Origin of the sequence: Olivibacter sp. 47, assembly GCF_030372825.1 — a bacterium.
In the GTDB taxonomy this organism is placed as follows: Bacteria; Bacteroidota; Bacteroidia; order Sphingobacteriales; family Sphingobacteriaceae; genus Olivibacter; species Olivibacter oleidegradans.
The window spans coordinates 6,358,872-6,374,623 of sequence record NZ_JAUCNR010000001.1; the positions used below are offsets into that span (position 1 = coordinate 6,358,872).

A 15,752-nucleotide genomic window follows, 5' to 3' on the forward strand; every position below is an offset into this window, starting at 1 on the left:
GATATCTCATTATTCTTTAGGAAATTGGGGTTGTCGTCTTTCAAGAAATGCAGCTACGCCCTCCTGAAAGTCAGCGGTTGCGAAGCATTTAGCAAATTCATTAATTTCAACATTAAACCCTTGCTCGCCAGCTACTAGGGAGGCATTAATTGCTCGAATGGCTGCGGCTACGGCACGTGGTGATCGCTTTGCTATGTCATTAATGATCTCTTCCGACTTGCTAATTACTTCGTCAGCCGGTACCACATGGTTAACTAAACCAATCTGCAAAGCCTTTTCAGCATTAATCATATTTCCGGTTAGTATCAGCTCCATCGCATTTCCCCTGCCTACTAACTGGGTTAAACGCTGCGTTCCCCCATATCCCGGGATTAGCCCAAGAGAAACCTCAGGCAAGCCCAAACGTGCGGTATGACTAGCAATGCGTATATGGCAGGCCATTGCAATCTCAAGCCCACCACCCAATGCGAACCCATTGATAGCCGCTACAATGGGCTTTTCTGCATGATGAATTAAGTTAAAAACCTCCAATTGCCCCTTAGTTGCCAGATCTCGACCCTGCGATTCGTCAAAGCCGGCAAATTCGCTGATATCGGCCCCTGCCACAAAAGCTTTTTCTCCGGCCCCGGTAATAACTATACCGGTTACGTTTTTATCCTGCAAACCTGTTGTAATTGCCTGGTTTAATTCTCGCAGCGTATCTCTATTCAATGCATTAAGCTTCTGTTCACGATTGATGGTTATTTTCAAAATCTCTCCCTCAATCGTCGTTAACAAATATTGATATGTCATATGAATTTCAGTTTAGTTCCTAACAATCAAACGAGCGAATGTTTTTAAATTCTGATAAATATAAAGCCTTCTCGCTTCGTTTTATATATAAAACTTCTGTTTTGACATTTTTCTTAGTATCCTGTTATTAAATTGTCAGAATAGTTAAAATATTTCTTACAATGAATGAGTTTTAAGATATTTATTGTATTTTTGTCACACAATAAATTCGGGGCAATTGTCGTTTTCAAAAAAACGTCTTTTGACTCTAAATGGAAAAGAGAAAAGTGGAGAGTATATGAAGTTGAGAAAGAGCATTTTAGTGCCCAGTATTATTTTTTTATTTTTAGCAATCGTTATTAATACCAGTTGGCGATCCATCCATTCACCCAGACCTATAAACCATAAGGTTTTTAACAAAAAAAAGAAGACCAATCGCGGTTCGCTCTTATCTAACACGTTTGAATCTGTTTACGAGCATGTGCAAAAGCTTGCACCTACATTAGATAGCGTCGTATTCAGGCAAGCATATATTGGCTATTTGAATTTAAGAGAACAAGGAAAGACCGATTCACCCATTTTGACCATCGCAGATCTCAGCATACACAGTAGTAAGCCTCGTTTGTGGATTATTGACTTGGAGCGGGATAGTCTATTGTTAAATACCTTTGTCGCGCATGGCCGCGGGAGCGGTATTCAAGAGGCTAGGTTGTTTTCCGATCGACCAAATTCGAATCAGAGTAGTTTAGGATTTTATTTAACGGGAGAAACGTATCAAGGAAAGCATGGTCGGTCGTTAAAATTGGACGGCTTAGATCGTGGATTTAATACAAACGCGCGAGCGCGGGGCATTGTGCTCCATGGCGCTTGGTATGTAGGAGCCAATATATTGAAAGGCCAAGACCGAATGGGAGTAAGCCAAGGCTGTCCAGCCGTATCCGAACCTTTAAAAGATAAAATCATTGATCTGATCAAAAACAAATCGGTTCTTTATATATACGGTAAATCAGCAAAATACCAGTCCGCCTATCTAAATGAGCAGACGGCAACACAAAGCTTAATGGCGGCCAACATGGATGAATCCAAATCAGAAATACCCGATTCAATGTCGTTAGCCGAAGCAGGCAACCTACTTTAGCGATCGGTACAATAGGGAGTCTAGTTTATATACGTCCGGATAAAACTTTAAAGTGGAAGAACTATCCATTTTACAAGTAACATAGTCTAATACCACGGGAACTTGTGGCTTAAGTCCAATTGTTTTGGCTACAGGTTCCTCACTAGACATCTCTTCCTTGATGAGGTCGTATTTTTCGCCTTCGCCAAATAAAGCACGTGCCAGATCCAGCGGCTTTTCTACCCTTACGCATCCATGACTGGCAGCACGCATTGATCTACTGAACACTGCCTTTGCCGGTGTATCGTGCAGATAGACGCTGCTTCCATTTTTAAACAGAAACTTAATAAGTCCGAGTGAATTAGTGTTCCCAGGTTGTTGCTTAAAGCTATAAGGCAGGTTTTCTTCATTATATACGCTCCAGTCGATCGTATCCGGATTTGCGATTTTTACGCCCCTTCTATACACATCCATTCCATGATTGGCCAGATAATATTTGTCGGCCTTCGCCTGTACTAATATCTCCTTCTTTGCAATACTTGTTGGTATATTCCAAATCGGATTCACTTGTACACTATGAATTTTACTTGCCAGCATCGGGGTTTCGTGCCCGTCTGCCTTTCCTACAACCACCTTCATTTGACCCTTTGTGCTTCGGTCACGGATAATATATAATTGATAAGCTGGAATATTCACATATATCAAATGGGTGCTGTCCATTTTGTACTTCCATCGCAAACGTTCCATATTTGCGATCAACGCTATCTTTTTTGCTCCATGGTTCTCATTAATCAAAGCTTTTTGCATCGCTCTGTAAGCACCACTTTTAGGCTGTATACTATCTAGGTAATGCTTTAAATTTTCAACGCTCAGAACCCGGTCAAAGGACACGCTATCGGGTCTGCTTACAGGAATATAATAACGAGGTAATACTTTCCTTGGATTCGTCATCCCATATTCCAATGCAAAAGCATATCGAGTAAGCGCCTCCGCCGCGAGCAGCTCCGCACGAACAATACATGCATAGGCCTCATCGACCTTCATATCCTTTCGACCCGACAGCTGAACAAGTGCATCGTATAGGGTATCTGCTTTATACGATCGGGTTGAAAGGCCATGTTCTTCGACACGCTTTAGAAAATCTATCAAACGAAAAAGTGAAGAATCCGCGTAAAACTTGGTAATTAGTACCGGCTCAAAATTTGCGTTTGTATAAAAGCGGGTTAAATACTTTGGATTCTTAAATAGATTTGTGTTTGTCTCCAAATAGTTTTTAAAGTAAGTATGTAACGAATCGGTGTTTACTTCTTTATAAACTTTATTTTTGGTTTGCTTAAATAACAGATCTCCGATAGGCGAGCCCGATTGTCTGCAAGCTGCCAGTAATACAAAAAATAAGATATAGAAAAGCTGTTGAGGTAAAGTTTTGTGCATAGACAAATTCTGGCTTTTTGTCTTTATTAAGACATAAATCATGCCGATTATTTTGCAACACTTTCGGGAAGCACACAAATTCCCACGTCGCTAACTCCTTTTAAAGGACTATCTCGCATGTTTTGCTCAATTTTAAAATAGTAAGTCCCTGTATCGGGAAAATGATAGTTGGTATTGTAAGCAATCTGATAACTATACAAGCTTCCGATACCTTTGCCCAGCCAACGGCCGTCTTTATCGGCCACCTGCAGCTCGATCCGTTTGCTGCTCGGTTTATGTTTTGCACTTCTTTGATGTACCAAAACAAATAGATTTGCGTATCGGTACTCCGACGTCAAGCGTACATTCACTTTCAATCGATAGGGTATCGTATTATTTTTTACTTCAACTTTAAACTCTGGTGTAAAGGCATAATTCCATGCCTGGTTGGGTACGGGTCTAAACTCGTCGACCAATGCGCCATGATTACACGAAAGCATACAGCTCATCATAGCCACCAAGCAAATAAGGTTACGAATTTTAGGGTTTTTCACCATTTGATGCCCCTCCCTCCTTATTTGTTCGTTTACCTCTGTATCGTCTGCGACTGTTTTTTGTTTTTTGCGCGTTTGCCGCGTCCTTAACCGCTCCCTTATCCCCTCCCGCATGATCCGCTGAAACCTTGCCTTCTTTTTTTGGAGAAGTGGCTGTTTTCTGTTGCAGTTTCTGTCCGGAATTTAGTGTCTGTCCGGCATCTGTCTGTCTATCGGAGGCTGGTTGTTTGTTTTTATTTCTTTTCTTGGACGGACGTTTCTTCTTTTTGCTTTTGTCATCTAAACGAGTTAAGCTATCCTGTCCTACTACATTTTCATAGTCGTAAGTTACCGGTTTAACAATGGCTACCTCTTCCTTAATCTCCACCAGATCATCTGGTTTGATGCCCTCTTTATTTCCTTCAGCTATGATACGCACCTGGTCTATTTCGAGGGGAATCCAGTTTTCATCTTCCGGAAAGGAAAACCACATTAGTCTCCTAAAGATATCCGTTTTCTGCAAACGTGCGGTACCTCTTTTTGTTTCCAAGCGGTCAATATCGTTAGGAATATCTTTTAAGGCGTCCATATAGGTATCCAATTCATAGTTGAGACAACATTTGAGCTTTCCGCACTGGCCGGCTAATTTCAGCGTATTCAGCGATAAATTCTGATATCGTGCAGCAGCGGTGGAGACCGTTTTAAAATCGGTCAACCAAGTGGAACAGCAAAGTTCTCTTCCGCAAGACCCGATGCCTCCCAAACGACTTGCTTCTTGCCGCATACCAATTTGGCGCATCTCAATACGAATACGAAAAGCTTCCGCCATCTTTTTAATGAGTTCTCTAAAGTCGACCCGGCCCTCAGCTGTATAGTAAAAAGTAGCTTTTGTCTTATCTCCTTGATAGTCTACATCACTTAACTTCATGGACAACCCTAAATCAAGAGCCAATTTTCGCGCACGATGCATAGTTTCCCATTCTAAGTCTTTAGCCGCCTGATATTTATCCATATCATTACTGGTTGCCTTACGAAATATCTTGCGTTCAACGCTATTAGGGTCAACCTTGTTCTTTTTAAGTTGCAAGCGAACCAGTTCACCGGTGAGTGAGACAAAGCCAATATCGTAACCGCCTGTTGCCGTTTCTACTGCAACAGGTTCGCCCATTTCCAGATAAAGATTATCCTGATTGATATAAAAGTCTTTTCGAGATCCTTTAAATCTTACTTCTACAATGTTAAACGGTATATAATTTGTTGGCATATCCATATGGCTTAGCCAATCGTACACATCCAATTTATTGCATCCATTCGTCATGCATGAACCGTTGCTCTGGCAACCTGCAGGGGCACAACCTCCTCCGGATGAACAATTATCACATCCCATATTTCTATATATTGAGTCCCGTTTATCACGGGAGCGTTTAGTGTTTAAATAATAAAACTAATTGCAAAGATACATCTAAAAATAAGATTTTAGGGTTTGCATTGCGTTCTACGTAATAACTTGTTTTTTCAAATATGCTGACACAAGCTTCCAATTTAGCCGTTTCATAAAGCGGGCTAAACTTTTCAACAAAAGACATTTCCGCCTCCGGTAGGTGTACGAGCGTTTTTGCACCCTCTTTAAATAACACTACATCACGCATCATTTGAATAGCGTAAAGTAAGAAACTTTTTTGATTTTCACGTCCAAGCTTGGACAAATCTTCTTCAACCAGTTGCAAAAGATCGAGTACACGTGCGCCAAAACAGAAGCGCAACCATTGTACAAAAAGCTGAAAATATCCCCCACCCGGATCATCGGACAAAAGGGACAGCGCTTGCTGCACATTACCCTCGCTAATATAAGCCAGCTGCAAAGCCTTCTCATGTGACACACCCTTTTCACGAACCAAAAACTCCGCCAGACTAACTTTATCAAGTGCATTTACTTTTACTAATTGAGTTCGGGATATAATGGTGTTCAGTAATTGATCCTGATTTTGCGTTACCAGCAAGAATAGCGTTTTTTCAGGCGGCTCCTCAATCAACTTAAGTAAGGTATTCCCTTCTTTATCCAAAAATTCGGGCAACCACATAATAAGCACCTTATAGGGAGCTTCAAAAGCTTTGAGACTTAATTTTTGGATAATGTGATGGCATTCAGCAATGTTGATATTCGCCTGTTTATTTCCTGCATCCAGGCTACTTCGCCAGGTTTCCAGATTGAGGTAGGGATTTCTCAGGAAACTGTTTCGCCATTGATCAATGAAAGTACTGGCCGTGTCCTCTTTATGCGACGCAAAAAAGGGGTAGGAAAAGTGCAGATCGGGATGAATAATCTTCGCATATTTTCTACACGAACTGCAACTACCGCAGCTATCGTTCTCTTGCTTGTTTTCACAATTAATGTATTGCGCGTAGGCGACAGCAAGTGGTAAACTTCCGCTTCCTTCGGGACCAAGAAAAAGTTGCGCGTGGCTTACTCTATTTTCCTTTACCGTATTGATCAAGTGCGCTTTTACTTTTTCCTGTCCTATTATATCTTTAAACTGCATATTTTCCTTTATGGGCTTGTACTACTCGCTCTTGGCCTTCTTAAGCCTAAAATAGATTAGCTTTCCGTATCTTTGCGAACAGATGTTCAAAAATAAGAATTTATGCGGATAATGGCTTTTGATTATGGCACAAAGCGAATAGGTGTCGCAGTGACAGATCCTTTACAAATTATCGCGACCGCTTTAACCACCATTCATCCAAAAGATGTTATTGAATACCTGAAAAAATATGTATCCCAGGAACAGGTGGAATCTTTTGTCGTAGGTATGCCCAAGCAACTGGATGGATCTGATTCTCAATCGGCCGTACATGTAAAAGGTTTTATTAATTTACTGAAAAAGTCCTTTCCTCAAATGCCAATCGTTACCATGGACGAGCGATTCACCTCAAAAATGGCCTCGGCCAGTATTGCACAAAGCGGACTAAGACGATCAAAAAGACAAGAAAAAGGCTTAGTGGATGCCGTTTCTGCTGTCATTATCTTGCAAGATTATCTTAAGACGATTCAGTCTTAATAACAGACCATTATTATGTTTTCAAAAAAACGTTCTCTTAATACTAGCACAATAGCAGATTAAAAGCGCTTCTCGAAAGGATCTTTGTATAGCTATAATTTATATTGTGGTATTCGAAAATACCGAGCATTTTATATAAGTTTGCTTCATGGAGATAATGGATAACTTGCTCAATGCCTATTTAACGAGTACCTGTGATGATGAGCCTCCCCTTTTGAAAGCAATTAATCGGGAGACCTATTTAAAGGAAACTCAGCCTCATATGCTTTCCGGACATTTCCAGGGGCGTTTTTTGAGTTTAATAAGTCACCTCTTAGCTCCGAAAAGAATTTTAGAGATTGGCACCTTCACAGGTTATGCGAGTCTTTGTTTAGCAGAGGGGCTTGTTTCTGATGGGATCTTGCATACCATTGATATCAACGAAGAGTTGGCTGAACGAGTTCAGGGGTATTTCGATGCTTCACCTTACGGTGCCAAAATACGTTACCATATTGGCGAAGCCCTGCAGATTATACCGACACTTGAGGAAACCTTCGACCTAGTCTTCATCGATGCTGATAAAAAGAATAACCTTAATTATTTTGAACTCGTGCTTGACAAAGTGAGAACAGGCGGGCTGATTATGATCGACAATGTACTTTGGAAGGGAAAAATTACAGACGCATCACCGGATAAACAAACCGAGCAAATCATTGAACTCAACAAAACCATCGCACAAGACAAACGGGTACAGAAATTGATTTTACCAATCCGTGATGGTATATTCCTTATCAGAAAATTATAGTAAATGAAAACCCTTCGGTTTCCCATATTCTTGTTTTTCCTTTTTTTCTTGTCGCAAACCAGCTATGCGCAAGGGGGCGCGCATGCCTATATAGAGGCTCACAAAGAGTGGGCCATCGACGCGATGGAGAAATTCGGTGTTCCGGCCAGTATTATTCTAGCGGTAGCTATGCATGAAAGCGCGAATGGTAGTAGTAAGGTTGCAATCCATCTCAATAATCATTTCGGCATTCGTGGTGCCAATAACAGCAAAAAAATCCGATCGTCTTACAAGGGCTATGATAGCGTTAAGGCTTCTTACGATGATTTCATTAATTACCTCAAAACCCGTAAGCAATTTCGGTCGCTTTTTGATCGATACAGTGCGTATGATTATCATTCTTGGGCCTATGGCATCATGCGCGGTGGTTACGCAGGTAGCAAGGCCTGGGCAGCCCACATTGTTGCCATTATAAAGAAACATCAACTTTTTTTATTTGACAATAGACCAGCGGATTATATAGAACCGCAGGATGCCCCTTTCGAAGAGAAATCCACTGCTTCCGAAATCAATCTACGCTATACGGTAAAAAAAGGCGATACGTTGGGAGCAATTGCCAAACGATACAAAACCTCCGTTAGCCGTATTAAAACCAAAAATCAACTTCGGAGTGACCGGCTAAGAATTGGTCAACATTTAAAAATTTAACGTAGATCGCAAAATGAACAAGCAGCTGCAGCATATCGCTTTACCATCGTTCGTATACCTCATTCTTTTTTTTTGTATTTCCTTGAGCCTAACATCTTGCCTACCTAAGCAAAAAGTGCTACAGAGTTCCAAAACTCGACAACAGGGATCGTACGGAAGCAACAACGAGGGACGGCGGCATAATCATCCGCATCGGCCGAGTAACAAGCCTGCCGCGATAAGCGCTTCTGCACAAGATTATATCAGTCGTTATAAAACGATTGCTATTCAAGAGATGAACACTTACGGGATACCCGCCAGCATCACGTTGGCACAAGGCCTTTTAGAGTCGGCTAACGGAAATAGTACATTGGCTAGAGAAGCCAACAATCACTTTGGTATCAAATGTACCCCCGATTGGAAAGGTGAATCGTTTTTTAAGGATGATGACGCTATCAATGACTGTTTCCGCGTGTATCGTTCACCGGAAGACTCTTTTCGAGATCATTCTGAATTCCTCTTACGAAAACGCTACGCTCCTTTATTTGAGCTTGACAAAGACGACTATACCGGGTGGGCTAAAGGGCTGAAAAAGGCCGGTTATGCCACCAATCCTCGCTATGCAGAATTATTGATCGATTTGATTGAACGTTATGGATTATATGAATACGATCGTGGAGAAAAAGCACCGGAGAAAATAAACAGGGAAGAACGGGTATTAGTTGAAATTGCTGATAACAGTCCGAAAGAACCTGAAAAAGCCGAAGCCAAACCACCGGTAGAAATGAAAATACATGAGGTGCGACAAGGCGATACAATTTACAGTATCAGTAAACGTTACGGGCTTACCACCGACGAACTAAAAAATCTTAACAGCTTGGATAGCGATGATCTCGTTGTTGGACAATTGCTCCTCGTTTCGAAATAAAATCAACAAATTCCTGTTAGTCGTGTTAAAAAGTGCAAAATGTTTTTCAATGACATAGGCCATTCCCTATCTTTGTTAACTTGAAAATTCTTGCAACCATAATCGTTTTACTATTAGCTTCCATCTTCTTTGCTTCGGCACAAGAGCGGGAAGGTATTGTATTTGACAGTTATACCAAACAACGGATTGCACGCGTCTATATCTACAATACAGCGAACGACGAGATGAAGTATAATGATAAGCGCGGAGAATTTGCAATTAAAGCGAGTCCGGGCGACACCCTGATTGCCATTGTTAAAGGCTACCATGCCGATACGTTAATCGTAAAGAAAGATCCCGTCATTGTTTTTAACTTACAACGATCGACTATCTGGCTAGATGAAGTAAGTATTATTGCGAAGCGTTCACCTGCGGAAATACTTGAAGATCGTAAACGGGAATACAGTTCGGCTTATCGAAAGGGAAATCCGGGCAGTTTATTATCGACCGGACCTACCGGAGCAGGCTTAAGTATTGATGCGCTGTACTCTTTATTGAGTCGACAGGGCAAAAATGCACGTTTTTTACAGGAGCTTATCCAACGTGAATACGAAAACAATATGATCGACGCCCGATTTACGCAAGCCATGGTAAAGCGCTTGACTAATCTAACAGGCGTAGCTTTAGAAGACTTTATGCATCAATATCGGCCATCATACCACTTTATTATGCAAGCCAATGATTATGAGCTGGGCAAGTATATACAGAGCTCCTATAATATGTACCGTAAAAACCCCAGTGCATATCGACTACAGCCATTACCCAGAGTGCAGCCTAACAAAGAAGAGGTAAAGATCGAACGATTGGATTCCAATTAGAGGCATTATTATTGCTTAAGAAAAGCAGATAAAATGCTTCCGACGATACGGGCATTAGTTTGGGTCGGAAATTATACGACCGAAGAGAGCCTCATCGTACAGTTTCGGTAATTATGTGCTTGGCATATAAGATCATTTTATCTATGTTTGTGGTTTGGATTGGAGTCAGCTGAGCGTAAGTATTCGGCAAAGGCAAACCAGCGTTAACAATAAAACTATTCTGATGAACGTACGACATTTACTTGTTGCATTTATTCTCACGGGCGCATTTTTCTTCGCTAACGCGCAAAATTATGATCTCAATGATCTTCGCCAGGCCCCGCCAAAAAACAGCCTACCCGTTAGAACTCCCCAAATGGGCATTCATGATGTAGAAGTACAGAACCCTAGTTTAGATTTAAAGGTTAACTATTGGCGGAATTGGACAAATTTCGCCATAAACGCGAACCAAGCTTCCTTTAGTGATAGCTGGAACAGTGGTGGTGTAAACTCTATCTCTTTAGGTGCCCTTTTTAATACGAAATGGGATTACACCAAAGAAGGTAAAAACTTTGTATCTGAATTAGACTTAAGGTATGGAAAGATTAAGAATGAAAATCAACTTGCGCGTAAGAATCAAGACCGCATCTGGTGGGATAACAAGTACTCCATTAAATTTTCTCAGAAATGGGCATTATTTGCAGCCTTGACCTTTGAAACACAATTTGATGCAGGTTGGCAGTATACGAACATTGATGGTGTAGACACCAAATCCAGAAAGATATCCAATTTCATGGCTCCAGGTTATCTTACACCCGCAGTCGGTCTTGAATATAAACCGGATCAGTTTAGTTCTATCCGTTTTGGTCCAGCGACCCGTATGACCTTTATTTTAGATGACCGAGTTCAATCGGTAAGGGAAGAAGATACTACTCGTTTCGGTGTAGAAATCCCTGGAAAATTCAAGAATGATGTGAGCTTTCAACTATTAGCTGGTACTGATCGAGATTTAACAAAATGGTTGCATTTAAAAACCACCTACGAATTTTTAGCTAATTTTGAAGAGCTTAGCACTTCAAGGCATCGCCTAGACGCCATCTTAGGGGTACGCGTCTCGAGGGTAATAAGCCTGTTGTTCAATGCGACCTTATTGTATGATCCTAATCAAATAGAGGAACTGCAACGCTCTCAAAGTATAGGTATTGGTTTGAATTATAAATTTCCGAGATAACCTATGCTGAAACATATTTGCTCATACGGATACATGGTCTTAATGCTATTTTTTCTAAGCGCCTGCGCTTCAAAAAAGAAATTTGCAGAGACTAATAAAATATATGAAAAGCAGGTAGAACAATTGGCTGAAGTAATTAAGCAACCTTTGCCGACTCCGCAGCACATGGCTTCTGCCGGATTGCCGTCTCCGGGAGTAGAAGGCCAGCGAAAAGATTTTGAGTGGGTAGGCACCGTTAATTTCAATATGCGCAAACCCAATTTTGTTATTTTACATCATACAGCTCAAGACAGTATTCAGCAAACCTTACGGACGTTTACGCTAGAACGTACACAAGTAAGTGCTCATTATATCATTGATAAAGAAGGTAAAGTTTATCAATTGCTCAACGATTACTTACGAGCTTGGCATGCGGGTAATGGAAGGTGGGGATCCGTTACGGATATGAATTCCGCATCTATAGGTGTCGAAATGGACAACAACGGTGTTGAACCTTACACTGAGCCACAGATAAACAATTTGCTCGTATTACTGGATACCCTCAAAGCTAATTATAAGATTCCTTCAGAAAACTTCATTGGCCATGGTGATATCGCTCCGGGACGCAAAGTAGATCCCGGCATCAATTTTCCATGGAAACGCTTAGCAGAAAAAGGGTTTGGTTTGTGGTATGACGACGTACTGCAAGCACCCCCCACCACTTTCAACCCGCTAGATGGTTTGCGTATTCTAGGCTATGATACCCGAAATGCTTCAGCCGCAATCTTAGCTTTTAAGAGACATTTTATACCTGAGGAAACCACTGAAGAGTGGACTCCTTTTGCACTTAGCGTGCTTTACAATCTTTATATCAAGAAAACAACCTTATAAAAAGGAGTCATCTCTTACCAGATGGCTCCTTTTTTATAAGGATCCAATTAATTACTTAAGCTTCTTTCTGTGATTCTTTCGCCCATGTGTCGCGTAAGCCAACAGTGCGATTAAACACCAATCGATCAGGTGTCGACCGTGTATCGAGCGTAAAATAACCCTTACGAATAAATTGATACCCTTTCCCCGGTACGGCATTTAATAAATCAGGTTCAATATAGACCTTTTCTAAAATCTCAAGACTATCCGGATTAATAGATTCTTTAAAATCACCGGTTGTGGCTAAGGGGTTTTCAGCCTTAAATAAACGATCGTAAAGTCTTACCTCCGCTGTTTTCGCATGTGGTACACTTACCCAGTGAATTGTTCCTTTCACTTTTAGGCCACTTGTGTCCTCTCCACTTTTTGAGTTTGGAATATAGCTACAATGGATTTCTGTGACATTACCGTCTCCATCTTTTACGAAACTATCACATGTAACGATATAAGCATGCTTTAAACGAACACTTAATCCAGGGCCTAAACGGAAGAATTTCTTAGGTGCATTTTCCATAAAATCCTCGCGTTCAATCCATAGTTCACGACTAAAAGGAATCACTCTTTCCCCCTCACCACCTTCCACCTCCGGATTGTTTTCTCCATGTAACAGTTCTTCTTTTTCCTCCGGATAGTTTGTTATAATCAGTTTTACCGGATCCAGCACCGCCATTCTACGCCAAGCCGTTTTGTTTAAATCTTCGCGGATGCAAAATTCCAACAGGCTTACGTCAATTACGTTTTCCCGCTTTGCCACCCCAATTCGCTCGCAAAAATTACGGATACTTGCAGGCGTATATCCTCGTCTTCTTAATCCGCTGATGGTAGGCATTCGAGGATCATCCCATCCTTCCACATGCTTTTCGTTTACCAGTTGCAGTAATCGGCGTTTGCTCATGACGGTATAAGTCATATTCAATCGTGCAAACTCATATTGTTTAGATGGGAAGATACCAATATGCTCGATTAACCAATCATATAAAGCCCGATGTGGTATAAATTCCAGCGTACAAACAGAATGTGTGATCCGCTCAATCGAATCACTTTGTCCATGCGCGAAATCATACATCGGGTAAATACACCAAGCATCCCCCGTACGGTGGTGATGCGCGTGTTTTATACGATAGAGTAAAGGATCGCGCATATGCATGTTTGGATTGGCCAGGTCGATTTTCGCCCTCAACACTTTACTTCCATCGGGATATTTTCCATCCTTCATTTCTGCGAATAAACGAAGGTTTTCCTCCACCGTCCGGTCTCTATAGGGAGTCGGCTTACCTGGTTCGGTAGGTGTCCCTTTACTTGCAGCGATCTCTTCCGGTGTACTATCGTCGACATAGGCTAAACCCTTTTCTATCAAGCTCACGGCATATCCGTATAGCGTATCGAAATAGTCCGATGTATACAGCTCCTCGGCCCATTGGAAACCAAGCCATTTGATATCATTTTTAATACTTTCCACGTATTCAATGTCTTCCGTAACCGGATTGGTATCATCAAAACGCAGATTAGTTTTACCATTATATTTTTGTGCCAAACCAAAATTTAAACAAATCGACTTCGCGTGACCGATATGTAAATAACCGTTTGGTTCCGGCGGGAATCGCGTCAGCACCCTACCGTCATTTTTCCCATTTTTTATATCTTCCTCAATAATTTCCTCCAGGAAATTCAATGATTTCTCTTCGTTCATAAGGCACAAACTTAGCTAAAATTCTCTGATGAAAAAGTATGCTGAAAAAATTTAATGCTTTCTATTCTCTACATTAAAAACAAGAAAGGCCGTCCTCTTCGGACAGCCTTCATACGATTTATATTATTACTATCCTAGATAACTTTAACATTTACCGCATTTAAGCCTTTCTTTCCCTGTTCAACCTCGTAAGATACGTGGTCGTTTTCACGGATAGAATCGATAAGGCCAGATGAATGAACGAAGATATCGCCTCCACCAGCATTTGGAACGATGAAACCGAAACCTTTCGTTTCATTAAAGAATTTTACTACTCCTTCTTGCATTGTATTGTATTGAATTTATTAATAATTAGAGCAAAGGTAAGGATATTAATCTAAGATTTTCTTAATAAAATATTTATTTATAAAATCTTAACAAAAAATTAGCCTATTCTATTCCCTTTTTGTGCGCTGGCAGGTCTGAATCGGCGTTTTTTCCGATTTTTATTTGTTGACGCTTTTTCTGATTTGTTCTGTAACGGTCGTTTCGGGAGAGGTACAGCCACAAACTTATCAGTCGCAGGAAAAGGATGCTCATTGATCACGGGAATGGCCTGATTTGTTAAATTGTTTATACTTTGCAAATAGGGCCGTTCCTCCAGATCGCAAAATGAAAGAGCTTTACCGCTCGCACCCGCCCTACCGGTACGGCCAATACGATGCACGTAAGTTTCAGGCTCGTTTGGGAGATCAAAGTTGATCACAAATTTAAGTTCTTCAACATCGATTCCACGAGCTGCGATATCCGTCGCAATAAGTACTTTTAGCTGGCCGCTCTTAAAAGCTTGAAGTGCATTTTGTCGGGCATTCTGCGATTTATTTCCATGAATAGCTGCTGCTTGAACACCTTGTTTCGCCAAGAACTTTACCAAACGGTCTGCACCATGCTTCGTCCGCGTAAACACCAGCACATGATCACGCACTTCACTCTTTAAAAGGTGTAAAAGCAACTTCGGCTTATTTGCCTTATCAACAGCGTATACTACTTGAGTCACTTTTTCGGCTGTTGAAGAAACCGGTGTTACCTCTACACGTACCGGGTTCTTTAAAAGCGTATTCGCGAGTTTCGTAATTTCGGGCGGCATGGTTGCTGAAAAGAAAAGCGTCTGTCGCTTTATTGGCAAAAGAGCAACAACTTTTTTAATATCATGAATGAATCCCATATCCAACATTCGATCCGCCTCGTCTAGCACGAAGTGAGAAACAGCCCGAAGGGTAAGCACCCGCTGTCCAACCAAATCCAAAAGACGTCCGGGAGTCGCTACCAATATATCGATTCCTTTTTTTAATCCTGAAATCTGCGTATTAATATTAACCCCTCCATAAACGACTTGATGTTTTAAGGGTAGCAGTTGGCCATACGTAGCGATACTCTCGTTAATTTGGATAGCCAATTCCCGCGTGGGGGCCAACACCAAAGCTTTCACTGCTTTCTCTTTATTAGGCAGGCTGTTCAGTTGCTGCAAAATAGGCAGAATAAAAGCCGCAGATTTGCCCGTACCTGTTTGGGCGCAACCGAGTAAATCTCTTCCTGAAAGTACAACGGGAATCGCTTGGGACTGTATGGGTGTGGGGGTTTCGTACCCCTCCTTATGGATTGCCTTCAATAAAGGATCAATAAGCTTCAGTTCTTTAAATGACAATATATCAGTGTATTAGTTGTAATAAAAACCATTATCCGTTCTAGGATATGCATTGTTGCAAAGATACGATTTAACTTCCATAAAGCTTCAATGAAAACAGATAGTTGCTTTATGACCGTATTTATATAGCTGAT

At 41.2% G+C, this 15,752-nt stretch carries 16 protein-coding genes; 8 read left to right on the forward strand and 8 right to left on the reverse strand.

Translation table 11 applies throughout. The features are described 5' to 3' along the window. Positions 1-9: 9 nt before the first annotated feature. On the reverse strand, positions 10-792 hold the full coding sequence (locus QT327_RS27440) for an enoyl-CoA hydratase/isomerase family protein (protein WP_130855120.1): 783 nt from the start codon (positions 790-792) through the stop codon (positions 10-12). A gap of 277 nt (positions 793-1,069) precedes the next feature. Here QT327_RS27440 and QT327_RS27445 point away from each other — a divergent pair, with 277 nt between their 5' ends. Then, positions 1,070-1,909 carry a murein L,D-transpeptidase catalytic domain family protein gene (locus tag QT327_RS27445; RefSeq protein ID WP_049794946.1) on the forward strand — a complete coding sequence of 280 codons (840 nt, stop codon included), beginning with the start codon at positions 1,070-1,072 and terminating at the stop codon, positions 1,907-1,909. Here QT327_RS27445 and QT327_RS27450 read toward each other — a convergent pair. From QT327_RS27450 to QT327_RS27465, 4 genes are read right to left on the reverse strand one after another with little or no spacing between them, the layout of a single operon-like run. After that, complete coding sequence (locus QT327_RS27450) at positions 1,901-3,322, reverse strand: L,D-transpeptidase family protein (protein ID WP_041387925.1); 1,422 nt, start codon at positions 3,320-3,322, stop codon at positions 1,901-1,903. The two genes, QT327_RS27445 and QT327_RS27450, sit on opposite strands and share 9 nt — an antisense overlap. Positions 3,323-3,369: 47 nt before the next feature. Continuing rightward, entirely contained in the window at positions 3,370-3,858 is a 489-nt protein-coding gene (locus QT327_RS27455; protein ID WP_130855119.1) for a gliding motility lipoprotein GldH, read from the reverse strand. Further along, the gene (locus tag QT327_RS27460) at positions 3,842-5,221 is read right to left on the reverse strand and encodes a PSP1 domain-containing protein (protein WP_130855118.1); all 1,380 of its coding nucleotides are present in this window, start codon (positions 5,219-5,221) and stop codon (positions 3,842-3,844) included. The genes QT327_RS27455 and QT327_RS27460 overlap by 17 nt, the downstream gene beginning before the upstream one ends. A gap of 37 nt (positions 5,222-5,258) precedes the next feature. Further along, on the reverse strand, positions 5,259-6,374 hold the full coding sequence (locus tag QT327_RS27465; RefSeq protein WP_130855117.1) for a DNA polymerase III subunit: 1,116 nt from the start codon (positions 6,372-6,374) through the stop codon (positions 5,259-5,261). A gap of 102 nt (positions 6,375-6,476) precedes the next feature. On the opposite strand from QT327_RS27465, the gene ruvX reads away from it, so the two are divergent. The 7 genes from ruvX (at position 6,477) to QT327_RS27500 (ending at position 12,205) form a co-directional block, all read left to right on the forward strand. Further along, positions 6,477-6,890 (forward strand): Holliday junction resolvase RuvX, encoded by a 414-nt coding sequence (gene ruvX, locus QT327_RS27470; protein WP_130855116.1) that lies wholly within the window; start codon positions 6,477-6,479, stop codon positions 6,888-6,890. Between the two features lie 148 nt (positions 6,891-7,038). Continuing rightward, complete coding sequence (locus QT327_RS27475) at positions 7,039-7,674, forward strand: O-methyltransferase (RefSeq protein WP_130855115.1); 636 nt, start codon at positions 7,039-7,041, stop codon at positions 7,672-7,674. A 3-nt stretch (positions 7,675-7,677) separates the two neighbouring features. Further along, on the forward strand, positions 7,678-8,361 hold the full coding sequence (locus QT327_RS27480) for a glucosaminidase domain-containing protein (protein WP_130855114.1): 684 nt from the start codon (positions 7,678-7,680) through the stop codon (positions 8,359-8,361). A gap of 13 nt (positions 8,362-8,374) precedes the next feature. Then, the gene (locus tag QT327_RS27485) at positions 8,375-9,268 is read left to right on the forward strand and encodes a glucosaminidase domain-containing protein (protein ID WP_130855113.1); all 894 of its coding nucleotides are present in this window, start codon (positions 8,375-8,377) and stop codon (positions 9,266-9,268) included. 80 nt (positions 9,269-9,348) lie between these two features. After that, on the forward strand, positions 9,349-10,125 hold the full coding sequence (locus QT327_RS27490; RefSeq protein ID WP_013664074.1) for a hypothetical protein: 777 nt from the start codon (positions 9,349-9,351) through the stop codon (positions 10,123-10,125). 223 nt (positions 10,126-10,348) lie between these two features. Continuing rightward, a complete protein-coding gene (locus QT327_RS27495; protein WP_130855112.1) occupies positions 10,349-11,335 on the forward strand; it encodes a DUF3078 domain-containing protein in 987 nt (328 codons plus the stop codon). 42 nt (positions 11,336-11,377) lie between these two features. Beyond that, positions 11,378-12,205, forward strand: coding sequence for an N-acetylmuramoyl-L-alanine amidase (locus QT327_RS27500; RefSeq protein ID WP_246860232.1), 828 nt, complete (start codon positions 11,378-11,380; stop codon positions 12,203-12,205). A gap of 55 nt (positions 12,206-12,260) precedes the next feature. Here the strand turns inward: QT327_RS27500 and QT327_RS27505 are convergent, their stop codons facing one another. The 3 genes from QT327_RS27505 to QT327_RS27515 all read right to left on the reverse strand — a co-directional run bounded on the left by QT327_RS27505 (position 12,261) and on the right by QT327_RS27515 (position 15,618). Beyond that, positions 12,261-13,934 (reverse strand): glutamine--tRNA ligase/YqeY domain fusion protein, encoded by a 1,674-nt coding sequence (locus QT327_RS27505; RefSeq protein ID WP_130855110.1) that lies wholly within the window; start codon positions 13,932-13,934, stop codon positions 12,261-12,263. Between the two features lie 134 nt (positions 13,935-14,068). Continuing rightward, a complete protein-coding gene (locus tag QT327_RS27510; RefSeq protein ID WP_013664078.1) occupies positions 14,069-14,260 on the reverse strand; it encodes a cold-shock protein in 192 nt (63 codons plus the stop codon). Between the two features lie 98 nt (positions 14,261-14,358). After that, on the reverse strand, positions 14,359-15,618 hold the full coding sequence (locus QT327_RS27515) for a DEAD/DEAH box helicase (protein ID WP_130855109.1): 1,260 nt from the start codon (positions 15,616-15,618) through the stop codon (positions 14,359-14,361). Positions 15,619-15,752: the final 134 nt, after the last annotated feature.

What these genes read in the sequence shown, in the direction of transcription:
- QT327_RS27440 (WP_130855120.1), bottom strand. Translation starts at nt 792, where the DNA reads ATGACATATCAATATTTGTTAACGACGATTGAGGGAGAGATTTTGAAA.
- QT327_RS27445 (WP_049794946.1), top strand. Translation starts at nt 1,070, where the DNA reads ATGAAGTTGAGAAAGAGCATTTTAGTGCCCAGTATTATTTTTTTATTT.
- QT327_RS27450 (WP_041387925.1), bottom strand. Translation starts at nt 3,322, where the DNA reads ATGCACAAAACTTTACCTCAACAGCTTTTCTATATCTTATTTTTTGTA.
- QT327_RS27455 (WP_130855119.1), bottom strand. Translation starts at nt 3,858, where the DNA reads ATGGTGAAAAACCCTAAAATTCGTAACCTTATTTGCTTGGTGGCTATG.
- QT327_RS27460 (WP_130855118.1), bottom strand. Translation starts at nt 5,221, where the DNA reads ATGGGATGTGATAATTGTTCATCCGGAGGAGGTTGTGCCCCTGCAGGT.
- QT327_RS27465 (WP_130855117.1), bottom strand. Translation starts at nt 6,374, where the DNA reads ATGCAGTTTAAAGATATAATAGGACAGGAAAAAGTAAAAGCGCACTTG.
- ruvX (WP_130855116.1), top strand. Translation starts at nt 6,477, where the DNA reads ATGCGGATAATGGCTTTTGATTATGGCACAAAGCGAATAGGTGTCGCA.
- QT327_RS27475 (WP_130855115.1), top strand. Translation starts at nt 7,039, where the DNA reads ATGGAGATAATGGATAACTTGCTCAATGCCTATTTAACGAGTACCTGT.
- QT327_RS27480 (WP_130855114.1), top strand. Translation starts at nt 7,678, where the DNA reads ATGAAAACCCTTCGGTTTCCCATATTCTTGTTTTTCCTTTTTTTCTTG.
- QT327_RS27485 (WP_130855113.1), top strand. Translation starts at nt 8,375, where the DNA reads ATGAACAAGCAGCTGCAGCATATCGCTTTACCATCGTTCGTATACCTC.
- QT327_RS27495 (WP_130855112.1), top strand. Translation starts at nt 10,349, where the DNA reads ATGAACGTACGACATTTACTTGTTGCATTTATTCTCACGGGCGCATTT.
- QT327_RS27500 (WP_246860232.1), top strand. Translation starts at nt 11,378, where the DNA reads ATGCTATTTTTTCTAAGCGCCTGCGCTTCAAAAAAGAAATTTGCAGAG.
- QT327_RS27505 (WP_130855110.1), bottom strand. Translation starts at nt 13,934, where the DNA reads ATGAACGAAGAGAAATCATTGAATTTCCTGGAGGAAATTATTGAGGAA.
- QT327_RS27510 (WP_013664078.1), bottom strand. Translation starts at nt 14,260, where the DNA reads ATGCAAGAAGGAGTAGTAAAATTCTTTAATGAAACGAAAGGTTTCGGT.